The sequence below is a fragment of the Kocuria sp. WRN011 genome (genome assembly GCF_002295155.1).
GTDB classification, from domain to species: Bacteria; Actinomycetota; Actinomycetes; order Actinomycetales; family Micrococcaceae; genus Kocuria; species Kocuria carniphila.
Genome location: NZ_NSGI01000009.1, coordinates 1 through 13,927, shown reverse-complemented (window position 1 = coordinate 13,927; position 13,927 = coordinate 1). Strand labels below are relative to the sequence as shown.

The 13,927-nt window shown below is 63.8% G+C and carries 12 protein-coding genes; 5 read left to right on the top strand and 7 right to left on the bottom strand.

Annotation, left to right across the window (positions count from 1 at the left end):
- The first annotated feature begins 229 nt into the window (after positions 1 to 229).
- Together CKW39_RS12590 and CKW39_RS12585 are read left to right on the top strand one after the other, a co-directional pair.
- Positions 230 to 1,240 (top strand): hypothetical protein, encoded by a 1,011-nt coding sequence (locus CKW39_RS12590; RefSeq protein ID WP_095798472.1) that lies wholly within the window; start codon positions 230 to 232, stop codon positions 1,238 to 1,240.
- Positions 1,241 to 1,480: 240 nt separating this feature from the next.
- Positions 1,481 to 2,128: a hypothetical protein gene (locus CKW39_RS12585; protein ID WP_143470000.1), complete on the top strand. Its 648-nt coding sequence runs from the start codon at positions 1,481 to 1,483 to the stop codon at positions 2,126 to 2,128.
- A gap of 166 nt (positions 2,129 to 2,294) precedes the next feature.
- On the opposite strand, the gene CKW39_RS12580 is transcribed toward CKW39_RS12585, so the two are convergent.
- From CKW39_RS12580 to CKW39_RS12550, 7 genes are all read right to left on the bottom strand, one after another.
- Positions 2,295 to 2,936, bottom strand: a complete 642-nt coding sequence (locus tag CKW39_RS12580) for a DUF1345 domain-containing protein (RefSeq protein WP_095798470.1) — start codon at positions 2,934 to 2,936, stop codon at positions 2,295 to 2,297.
- 21 nt (positions 2,937 to 2,957) lie between these two features.
- Positions 2,958 to 3,791, bottom strand: coding sequence for an HpcH/HpaI aldolase/citrate lyase family protein (locus CKW39_RS12575; RefSeq protein ID WP_095798469.1), 834 nt, complete (start codon positions 3,789 to 3,791; stop codon positions 2,958 to 2,960).
- Positions 3,776 to 4,561 (bottom strand): fumarylacetoacetate hydrolase family protein, encoded by a 786-nt coding sequence (locus CKW39_RS12570; protein WP_095798468.1) that lies wholly within the window; start codon positions 4,559 to 4,561, stop codon positions 3,776 to 3,778. Before CKW39_RS12570 ends, CKW39_RS12575 begins: the two co-directional genes overlap by 16 nt.
- A gap of 106 nt (positions 4,562 to 4,667) precedes the next feature.
- Positions 4,668 to 5,834 (bottom strand): 3,4-dihydroxyphenylacetate 2,3-dioxygenase, encoded by a 1,167-nt coding sequence (gene hpaD / locus CKW39_RS12565; protein ID WP_095798550.1) that lies wholly within the window; start codon positions 5,832 to 5,834, stop codon positions 4,668 to 4,670.
- A gap of 110 nt (positions 5,835 to 5,944) precedes the next feature.
- A complete protein-coding gene (gene hpaE, locus CKW39_RS12560) occupies positions 5,945 to 7,456 on the bottom strand; it encodes a 5-carboxymethyl-2-hydroxymuconate semialdehyde dehydrogenase (protein ID WP_095798467.1) in 1,512 nt (503 codons plus the stop codon).
- A gap of 40 nt (positions 7,457 to 7,496) precedes the next feature.
- Entirely contained in the window at positions 7,497 to 8,174 is a 678-nt protein-coding gene (locus tag CKW39_RS12555) for a GntR family transcriptional regulator (RefSeq protein ID WP_016997169.1), read from the bottom strand.
- A gap of 40 nt (positions 8,175 to 8,214) precedes the next feature.
- Positions 8,215 to 9,726, bottom strand: coding sequence for a fumarylacetoacetate hydrolase family protein (locus tag CKW39_RS12550; RefSeq protein WP_095798466.1), 1,512 nt, complete (start codon positions 9,724 to 9,726; stop codon positions 8,215 to 8,217).
- A 637-nt stretch (positions 9,727 to 10,363) separates the two neighbouring features.
- On the opposite strand from CKW39_RS12550, the gene CKW39_RS15330 reads away from it, so the two are divergent.
- The 3 genes from CKW39_RS15330 (at position 10,364) to CKW39_RS12535 (ending at position 13,714) form a co-directional block, all read left to right on the top strand.
- Complete coding sequence (locus CKW39_RS15330; protein ID WP_143469999.1) at positions 10,364 to 10,855, top strand: DUF4352 domain-containing protein; 492 nt, start codon at positions 10,364 to 10,366, stop codon at positions 10,853 to 10,855.
- 315 nt (positions 10,856 to 11,170) lie between these two features.
- Positions 11,171 to 11,581 (top strand): rhodanese-like domain-containing protein, encoded by a 411-nt coding sequence (locus CKW39_RS12540; RefSeq protein WP_095798464.1) that lies wholly within the window; start codon positions 11,171 to 11,173, stop codon positions 11,579 to 11,581.
- A 246-nt stretch (positions 11,582 to 11,827) separates the two neighbouring features.
- Positions 11,828 to 13,714 carry an FAD-binding monooxygenase gene (locus tag CKW39_RS12535; protein WP_095798463.1) on the top strand — a complete coding sequence of 629 codons (1,887 nt, stop codon included), beginning with the start codon at positions 11,828 to 11,830 and terminating at the stop codon, positions 13,712 to 13,714.
- Positions 13,715 to 13,927: the final 213 nt, after the last annotated feature.

The following is a 13,927-nucleotide window of genomic DNA, read 5'->3' as shown; positions in this document are numbered from 1 at the left end:
CCAGACAGTGGACGAACCCCGATCCGGCACCGAAAGGACCGGAGACCGAGGGCCCGGGTAGCGATCGCTACTCGGGCCTTCCCATGCTCACATACGACGGCTGAAGCGTCCCGGATCACAACTTCATCCTGCACCGTCGACCAGGAAGGCCGGCCACTCCAACAAGGGAGGCAAGGCGCAGAAGGCGGAAGCGCTCACTCAGACTTACACTTCGCCGGACGGCAAGTACATGCTCAACTACCCCGCCTCATGGACGGTCTCCACAGACAAGGAGTACCTGGAACTGACCAGCCCGGACGGCTCCGTCACCGGTCACGTTTCACCCAAGAGCCTCAACGGACCGGATGCGGCCTGGATGGGGCGCCATGTCACTCAGTACAAGTCGAACCCGGCGGTGGTCATGAGTGAGATCGTGGGCGATCACGTGGCCTCCTACTCCGGCTACAACTCCGCCGCCAACCCGACGCAGGACAGCATGGGCTGGGGGCTCTCGCAGGTCAATGCGAGCGGCCTGGTCTCGATGGCTGCCGCAGACAGCGACGACGAATTGTGGGCCTACTTCGAGCAGGCCGGCGTGAATAAATCCGGCAAGGCCCTCAACGACAAGAAGGCCGCACAGGTTGCCCAGAAGGCGGTGCACTCCAAGAACGGGGCCACCGTGGAAGCGATCCTGCAATCGGTGCAACTTGTGGAAGACCTGTCCGGTGAAACACCCCCGGGCGGCCACCCCGAGATCCTCGATCAGACCTACACCTCACCGGACGGGGCCTTCACGATGAACCACCCCTCCACGTGGACGGTTAGGACCGACCAGGGCTATCTGGAAGTCACCAGCAAGACCGGACAGACCGTGGGCCGAATTGCCACTACGGACGTTCGACCCCTGCGCGACGACTGGCTCACCTCACCCCGGTACATGATGCCCGGTGAGGATACGCCACTGACCGAGCGATTGGGTTCGCGAGTGAGCACCTACTCGGCGTACCACCGCGACGCAGACACCCCTGACGAGGACGCCATTCTCTTCGGACTGACCCAGGTCAATTCCTCCGGACTGGTCGCTTTTGGGGAAGCGAACCAGCGGCGTGAACTGTCGGCCGAATTCATCTACAAACCGATCAACACCACCGGCAGGCACCTGACGGACGATGAAGTCAGGACCGCCCTGACCGGCCACGTCAACACCCACCAGGACGTGCCCGCCGTCCAGGCCATGCTGCAGTCGATCCGCGTCAACTAATGTCACCACCGACCCGGCCCTGAGAGGACCGGAACACGAAGCCCTCGGGTAGCGACAACGCCACCCGGGGGCTTCGCGCGCCGTCGGATGACCCCAAGACTGGACGCGAACAAGAGCCAGACATCCGCACGGAACCCCTTCCGACTTGCAGATCCATCGCCAAGCAGAGTTAATGTCACAGTTTAGTCACACTATGTATTTACTATTGCAAACGTATGTCGGTGGGTTCACTCTTTACTCATGACACACATGAAAGCCCGTATCGGGGCTAGCTCAGCAATCATCGCCATGACCTTCACGTTCGCTCCGGTAGGAGCCGCGCAGGCGGCGGACCCCCTGCCGGATACCTGCGTGACGGCACCATCTCAGCCCGTTCGGGCCTCCAAGTGCTTCACCGAGATCTCCTTCGCCAGTCAACAAGCCGTCGTCACCTATTTCTCGCGGTGGACCAGCCACTTCGGATATGAGTCGACTGACATCACCACCATGTGGAACCCGTCCCGGACTCTGAAAGGCACGGTGTACGTGCGCACCGAGTCCGACCCCGTCAAGTGGGAGCCGCGCGCGGATCACGCACGCGTCCTGAATGTCACCCCGCGTACGGACCATCCCGTGAAAGTGGTGCTGGTTCACACCCCGGGACGTGCTCCCGGGTACGACACCCTTGAGTGGCGCTTCGTGGACAACCCCGCGGTTGCCCACAACGGCATTCGATTGGGGACCGGTGAGGTTCTGGACATGCGCATCAGCACCTTCGTGGGAAACAAGAAACGTCCCATGACCAATGCCCAGATCAAAGCGGCCATGGACCGAGAACTCGGCTCCTTCGATGCACGAGAGGCCGCACAGATCATGTCCTGGGTTACCACCAAGACCTACAACTACTGATCGCCGAATGAATTCATGCACCACCCCACAGCACCATCCAACTCTTGAACCGGACGACAAGGACCGGATGAGAAAGGGCTTCGAGGAATCTTCCTCGAAGCCCTTTCTCATGTCTGGTGGTCAAAGCTGCACATCACGTGAGCCAGCTGGCCAGGTTCACTGCGAACTAGCCCCCGACCACACCCAGCACCAGGTTGATCGCGGCCGCCAGCACCACGGTTCCGAAAATGTAGGACAGCAACGCGTGCCGCGTGACCACGGAGCGAATGGCCGTGTGGGACACGTTGGTGTCCGACGCCGCGTAGGTCATGCCCAGGGTGAAGGCCATGTACAGGAAGTCAACATACTTGGGCGGATCGGAACTATTGAAGTCGATGCCGCCCTTCGGCTCCGCGTAGTACAAGTTGGCATAGCGCGCCCCGTACATCAGGTGCAGCATGGCCCAGGACAGGAAGATCCCCAGCAGCCCGAGCGCCGCGGCGGCGGTTCGCTCCTGGTCGTGTCCACGCAGCAGGATCACCACGATCCCCACCAAGCCGATCAGGGCGACCGAGACGACCAGTGTCTCTTCCAGGAGCGGGTTGAAGTCCTCCCGGTTGGCGTTCGCACGCGTCCCTTCGGAGGACATCGGCCACAGCACCGCGACGGAAGCCACCACGAACAGTCCCGCCATGAACACGAGTCCCACCAGGAGACTCATGGGCAGGGTCAGAAAGAACGTGGAAATCAAGCAGGCGATCACCCCCGTGAGCACGGCGAGCGCGAGTCGCAAGTGCCCGGACGGCGGCTTCTTGAACTTGGTGGCCATGTCACCAGTCTAAATAGACGCCTACTTCTGGAAAGCCTCCAACAGGGCTCGGCTGCCGTTGGCGAGCAGAGCGACGTCGGCGCCCACGTTCACGAAATCCGCGCCCGCGGCCAGGTAGTCCCGCGCCTGGTCCTGGGCGAAGGCGTTGACGCCCACGAACTTGCCCGCGGCCTTGGCCTCGCTGATCACGTGCTTGACCGCGGCGACCACGTCCGGGTGGGTCTGCTGACCGAGCAGCCCCATGGAGGCGGCCAGGTCGGACGGGCCGATGAACACGCCGTCGACGCCCTCGACCGCCGCGATCTCGGTGATGTTCTCCACCGAGGCCGCGGATTCGGCCTGCACGATCAGCGTGATGGTCTCGCGTGCTCGCGCCAGGTAGTCGGGGATGCGGTTCCAGCGCCCGGAACGGGCCAATGCGGAGCCGACGCCGCGCACACCCTCGGGCGGATAGGCCACCGCACGCGCGGCGGCCTGGGCTTCGGAGACCGAATCGACCATCGGCACCACCAGGGTCTGAACGCCCAGGTCCAGGTACTGCTTGATGATGACCTCGTCGTTGACGGGGACCCGAACCATGCCCAGCGTGGGATAGGCGGCCATAGCCCGCAGCAGGGACTGGATGGTCTCCAGCGACGGCGGCGAGTGCTCGCCATCGATCAACAGGTAATCGAACCCGGTACCGGCCAGGATTTCGGCAGCCGTGGGGTCACCGGACGAGAGGAAGATGCCCACGACCGGCTGCTCACCGTCAGCCAGCGGGAAGAGGTCCTTGAGGCTCGGCAGCGCTCCCGGCAGGTTGGCCGCGTCCTCTGCTCGGAAGGACTGGATCAGATTGTTCACTCGAACCGACATGTAATGGCTCCCAAATCTCCGTAGTCAGCGTGCACGGTGTCACCGGGGTAGACCCACATGGGCTTGGTGAACGATCCGGCCAGGATGATGCTCCCGGCGGGCAGCGAGTCGTCGTGAGCGGCCAGCTTGTTGGCCAGCCACACCACACCGTTGGCCGGGTGGTTGAGCACGGCCGCGGCCACGCCGGTGTCCTCAATGGTCTCGTTGCGGTACAGCAACGCGGAGACCCAGCGCAGGTCCACGGCATCCGGAGCCACAGGATTGCCGCCATAGACCATGGCGCCCAGGGCGGCGTTGTCCGAGATGGTGTCCACGATGGTGCGGCCCTCCATCTCGATGCGCGAGCTCAGGATCTCCAGGGCGGGGACCACGTATTCGGTCGCACGCAGCACGTCGAAAATGCTCACGTTCGGACCCTTGAGCTCGTCCTTGAGCACGAACGCCAGCTCCACCTCGATGCGCACGTTCGAGTACTGATCGTGCTTGATCACGGAGCCGTTCTCGTAGACCTGATCGGCGAAAATCGCACCGTAATCGGGTTCGCTGATGCCCGTGGCCTCCTGCATGACCTTGGACGTCAGCCCGATCTTGCGGCCCACCAGGCGGCGCCCGGATTCCTCACTGCGGCGGCGCCATTCGTTCTGCACCGCGTAGGAATCCTCCACGGTCATCTCCGGGTACTGCTGCGTGAGCCGCGGGATCATGGTGCGGTCGCGTTCGGCCGCGGCCAGATCGTCCGCGATCTTGGTGATGCGTTCCTGCTCCAGCATGGGGTCTCCCTCGCGTTGGTCGGATATCACTGGCGACGACGCCGCTCGGCCGCCCCGCGTGCGGAACGGCCCGGCGGCGTCGTCGCCAATAATGAAAATCGAGTGGTCAGAGCTGGTTGCCCAGCTTGTACTCGCCCTTCTTCCAATCGGGCATGGACTCCTCGCCCTCGGAGGCGCGGGTGTAGGAGAAGCCGTCCGCGCCGATGGTCGCGGCCATCTCGGACTCGTCCGTGCGGGCGATGACTTCCTGGGGGTTGCCGTCCAGGTCGAGCACCAGGGAGGCCTCGGTGTACCAGGACGGGACCACGGGGGTGCCCCACCAGTCGCGGCGCTGGTTGTCGTGGACGTCCCACGTGACCACGGGGTTGTCCGGGTCGCCGGTGTAGTAGTCCTGGGTGTAGATCTCCACGCGGTGACCGTCCGGGTCGCGCAGGTACAGGTAGAACGCGTTGGACACACCGTGGCGACCGGGGCCGCGCTCGATCTTGTCCGACTGACGCAGCGCACCGAGCTTGTCGCAGATCGCCAGGATGTTGTGCTTCTCGTGGGTCGCGAAAGCCACGTGGTGCATGCGGGGGCCGTCGCCACCGGTCATGGCGGTGTCATGCACGGTGGGCTTGCGGCGCATCCACGCGGCGTACACGGTGCCCTCTTCGTCCTGGATGTCCTCGGTCACGCGGAAGCCCAGGTCCTGCATGAACTTGGTGGCGCGGGGAACATCCGGGGTGACCTGGTTGAAGTGGTCCAGGCGCACCAGGGCGCCGGGGGTGTAGAGGTCGTAGCGCCAGGCCAGGCGCTCAACGTGCTCCACGTCGTAGAAGAACTCGTACGGGAAGCCCAGCGGGTCCTCCACGCGCACCGAATCGCCGATGCCCTTGGTGAAGCCTTCCTTCTTGCGCTCCACGCGGCAGCCGAGCTCCTCGTAGAAGGCCACGGCCTTGTCGAGTTCCTCTGGGCTGCGCACGCGGTAGGAGAACGCCGCCACGGCGGCCACCGGCCCCTGACGCAGCACCAGATTGTGGTGGATGAACTCCTCGATGGAGCGCAGGTAGATGGTGTTCTCGTCCTCTTCGGTCACGGTCAGACCCAGCACGTCCACGTAGAAATCGCGGGAGACCTTGAGATCGGTGACCACGAGCTCCATGTAGGCGCAGCGCAGGATGTCTGGCGCGGGAACCGAAGGGGTCTTGATCGGGTTGTCGGTGGAGATCGGAGCTTCCTGCGAAACGTAGAAGCCCGAGGACGTCATTGTCCGGTCAGCGGGATTCGTCATGATGGTGTCCTTCGTGATGAGGGTGATCAGGTGGTGGGTTCGAAAGTTTTCGAGCACAGTGGGCTTGCGAGGCCGCGGGCCGGTCGCGCCAACCGGCCCGCGGCGCGGCGTCAGTCCTGCTTGCCGAAGACCGGGTTGTGGACCTCGCCCAGGTTGATGTGCACGGCCTGCTGGTCGGTGTAGAAGTCGATGGAGCGGTAGCCGCCCTCGTGACCCAGACCGGAGGCCTTCACACCGCCGAACGGGGTGCGCAGGTCACGCACGTTGTTGGAGTTCAGCCAGACCATGCCGGCCTCGACATCCTGCGCGAAGTTGTGGGCGCGCTTCAGGTCGCTGGTCCACACGTACGCGGCCAGGCCGTACTTGGTGTTGTTGGCCAACTCCAGGGCTTCCTCATCCGTGTCGAACGGGGTGATCGCCACGACGGGTCCGAAGATCTCCTCCTGGAAGATCCGGGCATCCGGCTTGACGTCCACGAACACGGTGGGTGCCACGTAGTTGCCGGTGTCGAAGCCCTCGGGGCGGCCACCGCCGGCGACCAAACGGGCCTCCTGCTTGCCGATCTCCACGTAGGACATGACCTTGTCGTAGTGCTCGGGGTGCACCAGGGCGCCCACCTCGGTCTTGGGATCCGAGGGCGTGCCCACCTTCACGCGCTTGGCCTGGGCGGCGTAGCGCTCCACGAACTCGTCGTAGATGCCGCGCTGAACCAGGATGCGCGAACCGGCCGTGCAACGCTCGCCGTTGAGGGAGAACACACCGAAGATGGTGGCGTTGATGGCGGCTTCCAGATCGGCGTCGTCGAAGACGATGGCCGGGGACTTGCCGCCCAGCTCCATGGACAGGCCCTTGAGGTAGGGGGCCGCGTTGGCAAAGATGATCTGGCCGGTGCGGGACTCACCCGTGAAGGAGATCAAGGGGACGTCCGGGTGCTTGACCAGCGAGTCGCCGGCGTAGCCTTCTTCGCCATAGCCGTTGACCAGGTTGAACACACCGGCCGGGACGCCGGCTTCCTCGAAGATGCCCGGCCACAGGGAGGCCGAGAGCGGAGTGAACTCTGCGGGCTTGAGCACCACGGTGTTACCGGTGGCCAGCGCGGGACCGAGCTTCCAGGACTCGAGCATGAACGGGGTGTTCCACGGGGTGATCAGACCGGCCACACCGATGGGCTTACGGTTCACGTAGTTCACCTGGCGGCCGGGGACCTTGTAGGTGTCATCGCTCTGGGCGACGATCAGGTCCGCGAAGAAACGGAAGTTCTCCGCAGCGCGGCGCGCCTGGCCCAGTGCCTGGGTGATCGGCAGACCGGAGTCGTAGGACTCCATGGCCGCCAACTGGTCACCGCGGGACTCCACGATGTCCGCGATCTTGTGCAGCACCCGCGAGCGCTCGCGGGGCAGCATCTTGGGCCAGGGGCCCTCTTCGAACGCGGTCTTGGCGGCGGCCACAGCGGCCTCGATGTCCGCCTTCTTACCGGAGGCGGCCTTGATGTAGGGCTCGTTGGTGACCGGATTCAGAACATCAAAGGTGTCTCCGTCAATGGAATCCACCCATTCGCCGTTGATGTAGTGGCGGATGGAATCGGGCAGGCCCTGGGGCTTGGCATCGGTGTTCGTAGTCATGTGAGTACTCCCAATGTGTGTGCTGGGTGTGGACGGTTGGTCAGTTGGTTCCGCGGCTGTTGAGGTAGCTGCGCAGTGTGGCGGTGCGGTGTTCGCGCACTGCCTTCTCCACGGCGTCCGCGGGGGCGTGGGTCTCGATCAAATGCAGGATCTGGTAGTGCTCGTTCACGGAAGCGCGAGCGCGGTTGGGCACGAAAGAAAATGTGGAGGTGCGCAGGTGATTCAGGCGTTCCCATTCCACGGCGATCATGTCGTTGAGGCGCTGGTTGGGGCACCGGCACGCCAGAATCTGGTGGAACTGGTGGTTGACCGCGGTGAAGGTTTCCGGGTCGAAGTTCTCCAGTGACTCTTCGAGCTTGGCGTTGAGTTCGCGGGCCTCGGCGAGTTCTTTCGCCGTGAGGTGCGCTGCGGATTGGGCGGTGGCCGCACCCTCCAGGATCCCCAGGGCCTCCATGGAGTAGCGGTACTGCTCACCGTCCACCATGGACACCCGGGCACCCACGTTGCGCTCGAACGTCACCAGTCCTTCGGCCTCCAGCCGACGGATCGCTTCGCGCACCGGCACCACGGACATGCCCAGGGTTTGGGCAATGTTCGCAAGCACCAAGCGGTATCCGGGCGTGAACGCCTGCTCCAGGATCTGCACCTTGATCCACTCGTAGGCGTACTGGGCCTTACCGAGTTTCTGAGTTGCTTCCGTACGAGCCGGGGTGGTCATGGGGTTGCCTCTGTCCTTGATCAGTTCCGTGTCAGCCGGTTCAGTTACCCGGAACCGGGTTCTCGGCCAGCCACTGCTGGAACTTTTCTTTCCACTCGCCGGTGGGCGGGAACAGGCCGTCGACGGGGTTGCCCTCGGCCACGCGCTCGGCCACCCAGGCATCCTCGTGTTCCTTGGCCAGTGCCGCGTCCACGACCTCCTGGGCGATGTCGCGCGGAATCACGATCACGCCGTCGTCGTCGCCCACGATCACGTCGCCGGGCAGAACGGTCGCGTTGCCGCAGGCCACGGCGATGTCCTGGTCCCACGGGACATGACGGCGCCCGAGCACGGCGGGGTGTGCGGTCTGGGCGAAGACCGGCAGGCCGATCTCCTTGACTGCCTCGTAATCGCGCACGCCGCCGTCGCTGACCACACCTGCTGCACCGTTGAACTGCGCGCGCAGGGCAAGGATGTCGCCGAGTGTTCCAGAACCGGCCGATCCGCGGGCCTCGATCACGATGACTTCACCCGGGCCCACGGCGTCGAAAACTCGTTTCTGGGTGTTGTACCCACCGCCGTGGGATTTGAAGAGGTCCTCGCGATTCGGGACAAAGCGCAGCGTCTTGGCCGTGCCGACCATCTTGGTGCCGGCCTTCTGCGGGTAGACACCCTCGATGACCACGTTGTTGAGGCCGCGCTTACGCAGCTCCGCGGACAGGCCAGCGGTGGGCGCCTGCTCGAGCTTGGCACGTAGGTCCTCGGGCAGGCCCTTGCTATCTTCGGCCGGGAGACCTGCCTCCTCGCGGGAGCCCCATGCTTCTTCGCGCTGCTTATCGTCCACCGCGGGCATTGCGCCCAGGTTTGAATCGAAGCTCGCGGTGCCCTCGGTGACGCGACTGATCAGGCGGCCGGTGCTCGGAGCGCCGTCGGCCTGGGGTGCGTCAACTTCAATTTCGACGACGTCGCCCGGCTGGGCTACCGACGATCCCGCCGGGGTGCCGGTCAGGATGACATCGCCCTCTTCGAGCGTGACGTGCTGGGAGAGGTCCGCGACGAACTGGGCAAGCGGGAAGATCATGTGGTCGTCGGCGGTGACGTCGTCCTGAACCAGGTCGCCGTTGACCCACGTGCGCACGCGCAACTGGTCCGGACTGACCTTACGGGCGTCGATCAGCTCGGGGCCGACCGGGGTGTAGCCGTCGCGGCCCTTATTGCGCAGGTTGGAACCCTTGTCCGCGGCGCGCAGGTCGTAAACGCCCCAGTCGTTGGCGGCGGACACAGCGGCAACGTGGTCCCAGGCGTTCTCCAGGGAGACGTTCTTGGCTGGCTTGCCGATCACCAGGGCGATCTCGCCCTCGTAAGCGAGCAGCTCGGTGCCCGCGGGGCGCTCCACCTCTGCGCCGGAACCGGCCAGGGAGCTGAAGGGCTTGATGAAGTACGAAGGAACCGCCGGCTTGCGACCGCGCTGTGCAGCACGGGATTCGTAGGCCAGATGCACGGCGATGATCTTGCCCGGCTTCACCGGAACTGCCGCGACCTGGGAAGGAACGTTCTGAGTGCTCTCAGTCATGGAGCCTCCTCTGGTTATCCTCGGATGTTATTCGAAATCGTATATTATCTGCGGCGGGGCGACAAGGGTTGATCGCGCTGTTTGCTCACGAGACGGGCGTGGAGTAACTGAAAATCGCTGGAACTACGCGATTTGATCGTATCCAACTTGTACACGCTTTGACTAGTTGTTGCGGGGTCTTCTTCGCGGCGTGTATGACATGCGCCACTGCCGATGGCCACCCGTGGCCCAGGAAGCGTTCACTCAACCCCAGGCCGGCCAAGCTGACTGTCCCATACTTGCCCTTTGTCGACGTTTACATACGTGTTGGCCGATCGAATACTTGAAGCGTCATGTAGATTTCGAAATTATTCCCAGCGCAACCCCGGAGTCAGACATGCCCTACGTTCCTACCCACCCCTCACCTGCACCTCAGAAAAAGAAGGTGTGGCCGTGGATCCTGGCAGCTATAGGCGCCGTGGTACTCCTCGTCCTCACGCTGATCATCGGAATTGCGGTGGGTAAAGTAGGTAGTTCCTCAAATGGGGAAACAGAGGAGCCTGTCGCGGCAGCCCCGAGCGTCGCACCCGCCAACGAGGCTCCCGCGTCAAGCGATGAAGCCTCTCCTGCCTCACGTTCCGATCTTCAGACTCCCCAGATGGCCGGGCTGACCGACCGGGGAACCATCCCCACGGTGCCTGGCTCTTCAATCACCACATCAACCCCAGAACATGGTGAACTTGCCTCGATGATGGTGCATTCGATCGAAGTCGATCCCGTCTGCACCGGGCCGTACGCCCGGCCACCCAAAAATGGGCACTTTGTAGTCATGGATGTATCTGTGAAGGTTGCACCTCAGAGCACCTTGAGCGCAGCGGGGAATTACCACCCCTCCGTGAGTTTGCGTCAGGGAGGGTTCCGCGCGGTGGACAATGACGGCAATGTAACGCCAGGCAATGACATCATCGGCAACGGCTACGGATGCCTCCCTGAAGAAGACACCGTCCCGGTCGATGTAAATGCTGGCGAGAAAACTTCCGGCAAGATCATCTTCGATGTTCCGACCGCCGAGGGAGTCATCATCCTCCCGGAACTCTTGGAACCAGCTTCTGACAACAACGGCTGGGAATGGGCTTACCCCGCCCAATAGGTTCCCTGGCGATCGGCAGCCAGCCAACTGCTAATAAACTCCCGCAAGCACCATTCATGGCATCGCGCAATCTGCTCGACATTAGGACCACCCCGCGCGCATGCCATGCGCTCTGATCGACTGTGCGACCACGAAACCCCGTTTTTCTGGCCGTACCGTCGATCAGACTGCAACGGACCACCAAGTTGTGGTCGCACCGTCGATCGGGCTGCATCCCGTTGTGAGCCGATGGCCCTACCGTCGATCAAGCTGCAACGGGCCGCCAAGGAGCGGCCGTAGCGTCGACCAGATTGCGACGGCAACTAGGATCACCGCATGGCTCTCGATACGCGCGGCTCTATGTCCATGCTTCATCGTGTCCGCGCGGAACTGGATCGGCTGACACCGGAACAGGCCTTGGCCGAACAGGAACGCGGTGCCCTGTTGATCGACCTGCGCACCAGCACGCACCGGGCCACGAGCGCGATCATCCCCGGCTCGCTGGTGATCGATCTGACCGTGCTGCCGTGGCGCCTGGACCCCACGTTCGAGTACCGCATCCCCGAGGCCACCGGCTGGGATAACCGCTACATACTGTTCTGCCGCCATGGCTACTCGTCGTCCCTGGCCGCATGGAACCTCCGCCAGCTGGGGCTCTCCCGCGCCACCGACATGGTTGGTGGCTACGACGCATGGGTGGAAGCCGGGCTGCCCACCACCACCGATCCGGCTGACGAACGGCCCTGAACGCCACTTCGTCGAGACCCACAGCCAAACGCACATCAGCCCGACCGCTGAGCAGACCCACAGAAACAGTCCGAAAAACTATTACACTCATGTACTAGTTTGTAGTAACGTGGATCACGATTCGGATGCGACTTAGTGTGCATTCCTGAGACGCCGGCCACATCCAGCCGGGTCCCCTCACCTGAACTTCAACCAGCAGAGCCGCACGCAGCGACGCGCGCCGTCACGTACCTCGAGGAGCAAGGCATGCAGTTTCACCAGTACGGATATGTTTCCGAGGACCCGCGGATTGCAACGCCCCAGGGCTACGGAATCGACCGTCCCGAAGACCTCCCCGATGAAATGGACGTCCTGATCGTCGGGACCGGCCCGGCTGGCGTGATCGCCGCCGCCCAGCTGACCCAGTATCCCGATGTGAACACACGCGTCATCGAACGCCGCCCCGGCCGTCTGGAAATCGGTCAGGCGGACGGCATCCAGGCCCGCAGTGTGGAGACTTTCCAGTCCTTCGGGTTCGCCGAGCGCATCACCCAGGAAGCGTTCCACCTGACCGGGATGTGCTTCTGGAACCCGGATCCGGAAAACCCGGAAAACATTGTGCGCACCGGGCGCCCCGCGGATGACCCGCACGGCGTCTCCGAGTTCCCGCACCTGATCGTGAACCAGGCTCGCGTGCTCGACTACTTCCTGGAGGCTGCAGCCAACGGGCCCGCCAAGATCGAGCCCAACTACGGCATCGAGTTCGTCGGCCTGGAGGTCGGCCAGGACGCCGAGTACCCCGTGTCCGTCACGGTTCGCTACGTGGCCGGCGAGCGCGAAGGCGAAGAGCGCACCATCCGCGCCAAGTACGTTTTCGGTTGCGACGGCGCAAGCTCTGGCGTGCGCAAGGCAATCGGTCGCAAGCTCGAGGGCAAGGGCGCCAACCACGCATGGGGCGTCATGGACGTTCTGGCCAACACCGACTTCCCGGATATCCGTACCAAGTGCGCGATCAACTCCCGCAACGGTTCGATCCTGTTGATCCCCCGCGAGGGTGGTCTGCTCTTCCGCATGTACGTGGACCTGGGCGAGGTCGCCGCGGACGATAACCGCAAGGTGCGCCAGACCCCGGTCGAAGAAATCATCAAGCGCGCCAACCAGATCATCAACCCGTACAGCGTTGATGTGAAGTCCGTGGCATGGTCCTCGGTCTACGAGGTGGGTCACCGTCTGACCGACCACTTCGACGACGTCGACACCGAGGACCGCGGCACCCGCGTGCCCCGCGTCTTCATTGCCGGCGATGCCTGCCACACCCACTCCGCGAAGGCCGGCCAGGGTATGAACGTGTCCATGCAGGACGGCTGGAACCTCGGGTGGAAGCTGGGTGCAGTGCTTTCCGGTCGCGCCAACGAGTCGCTGCTGGACACCTATTCCGAGGAACGCCAGGTCATCGCCAAGAACCTGATCGACTTCGACCGTGAGTGGTCCACCCTGATGGCCACCCCGCAGGACAAGCTGCCTGACCCCAAATACCTGGAGGACTTCTACGTCAAGACGGCGGAGTTCCCGGCCGGGTTCATGACCGAGTACCAGCCGTCCCTGATCACCGCGGGCACCGAGCACCAGGACCTGGCCGCCGGTTACCCCGTGGGCAAGCGCTTCAAATCCGCTCGTGTCATGCGCGTGTGCGACGCCTACGCGCTGCACCAGGGTCACCAGGCCACCGCGGACGGCCGCTGGCGCATCCACGTCTACGCGGACCGCGCCGCGGCAGGCGAGGAAACGGCGACGTCGCGCTTCGCCGAGTGGCTGCAGAACGATCCCAAGTCCCCGCTGGTTGCCTATCGCCGCGAGGGCGACGACGACGCCACCCTCTTCGACGTGGACGTCACCTACCAGCAGCAGTACACGGACATGGACGTCACCCAGGTGCCCCGGGTCTTCCGGCCGCAGATCGGCCCGCTGGAGCTGAACTACTGGGAGCGCGTTTACGCCACGCTGCCGGACGAGGACATCTACGAGGAGCGCCAGATCAGCCGCGACGGCGCCGTCGTAGTCGTCCGTCCCGATCACTACGTCGCCGCCGTCCTACCCCTGGACGCAACCGGCGAACTGGCCTCGTTCTTCGAGGGCGTCCTCACTAAGCCTTGATCCACCGATGAGCATGCTGGGCTTGGGTCGCAATTAAAGACGGGATGCCCGTCTGACCGGGAAGAATGGGACTTGTTCAGGGTTCCGTTCCACCGCGATGAGAGGGCATCTCGCAGATGCAAGTTTCCCACACGCCTGCTGCCGTGTCAGTTTCCTTCGACGAGCCGAACCTCATCGGGTCCGCCGGGCTGGTGCCGGTGATGGAACTGGCCG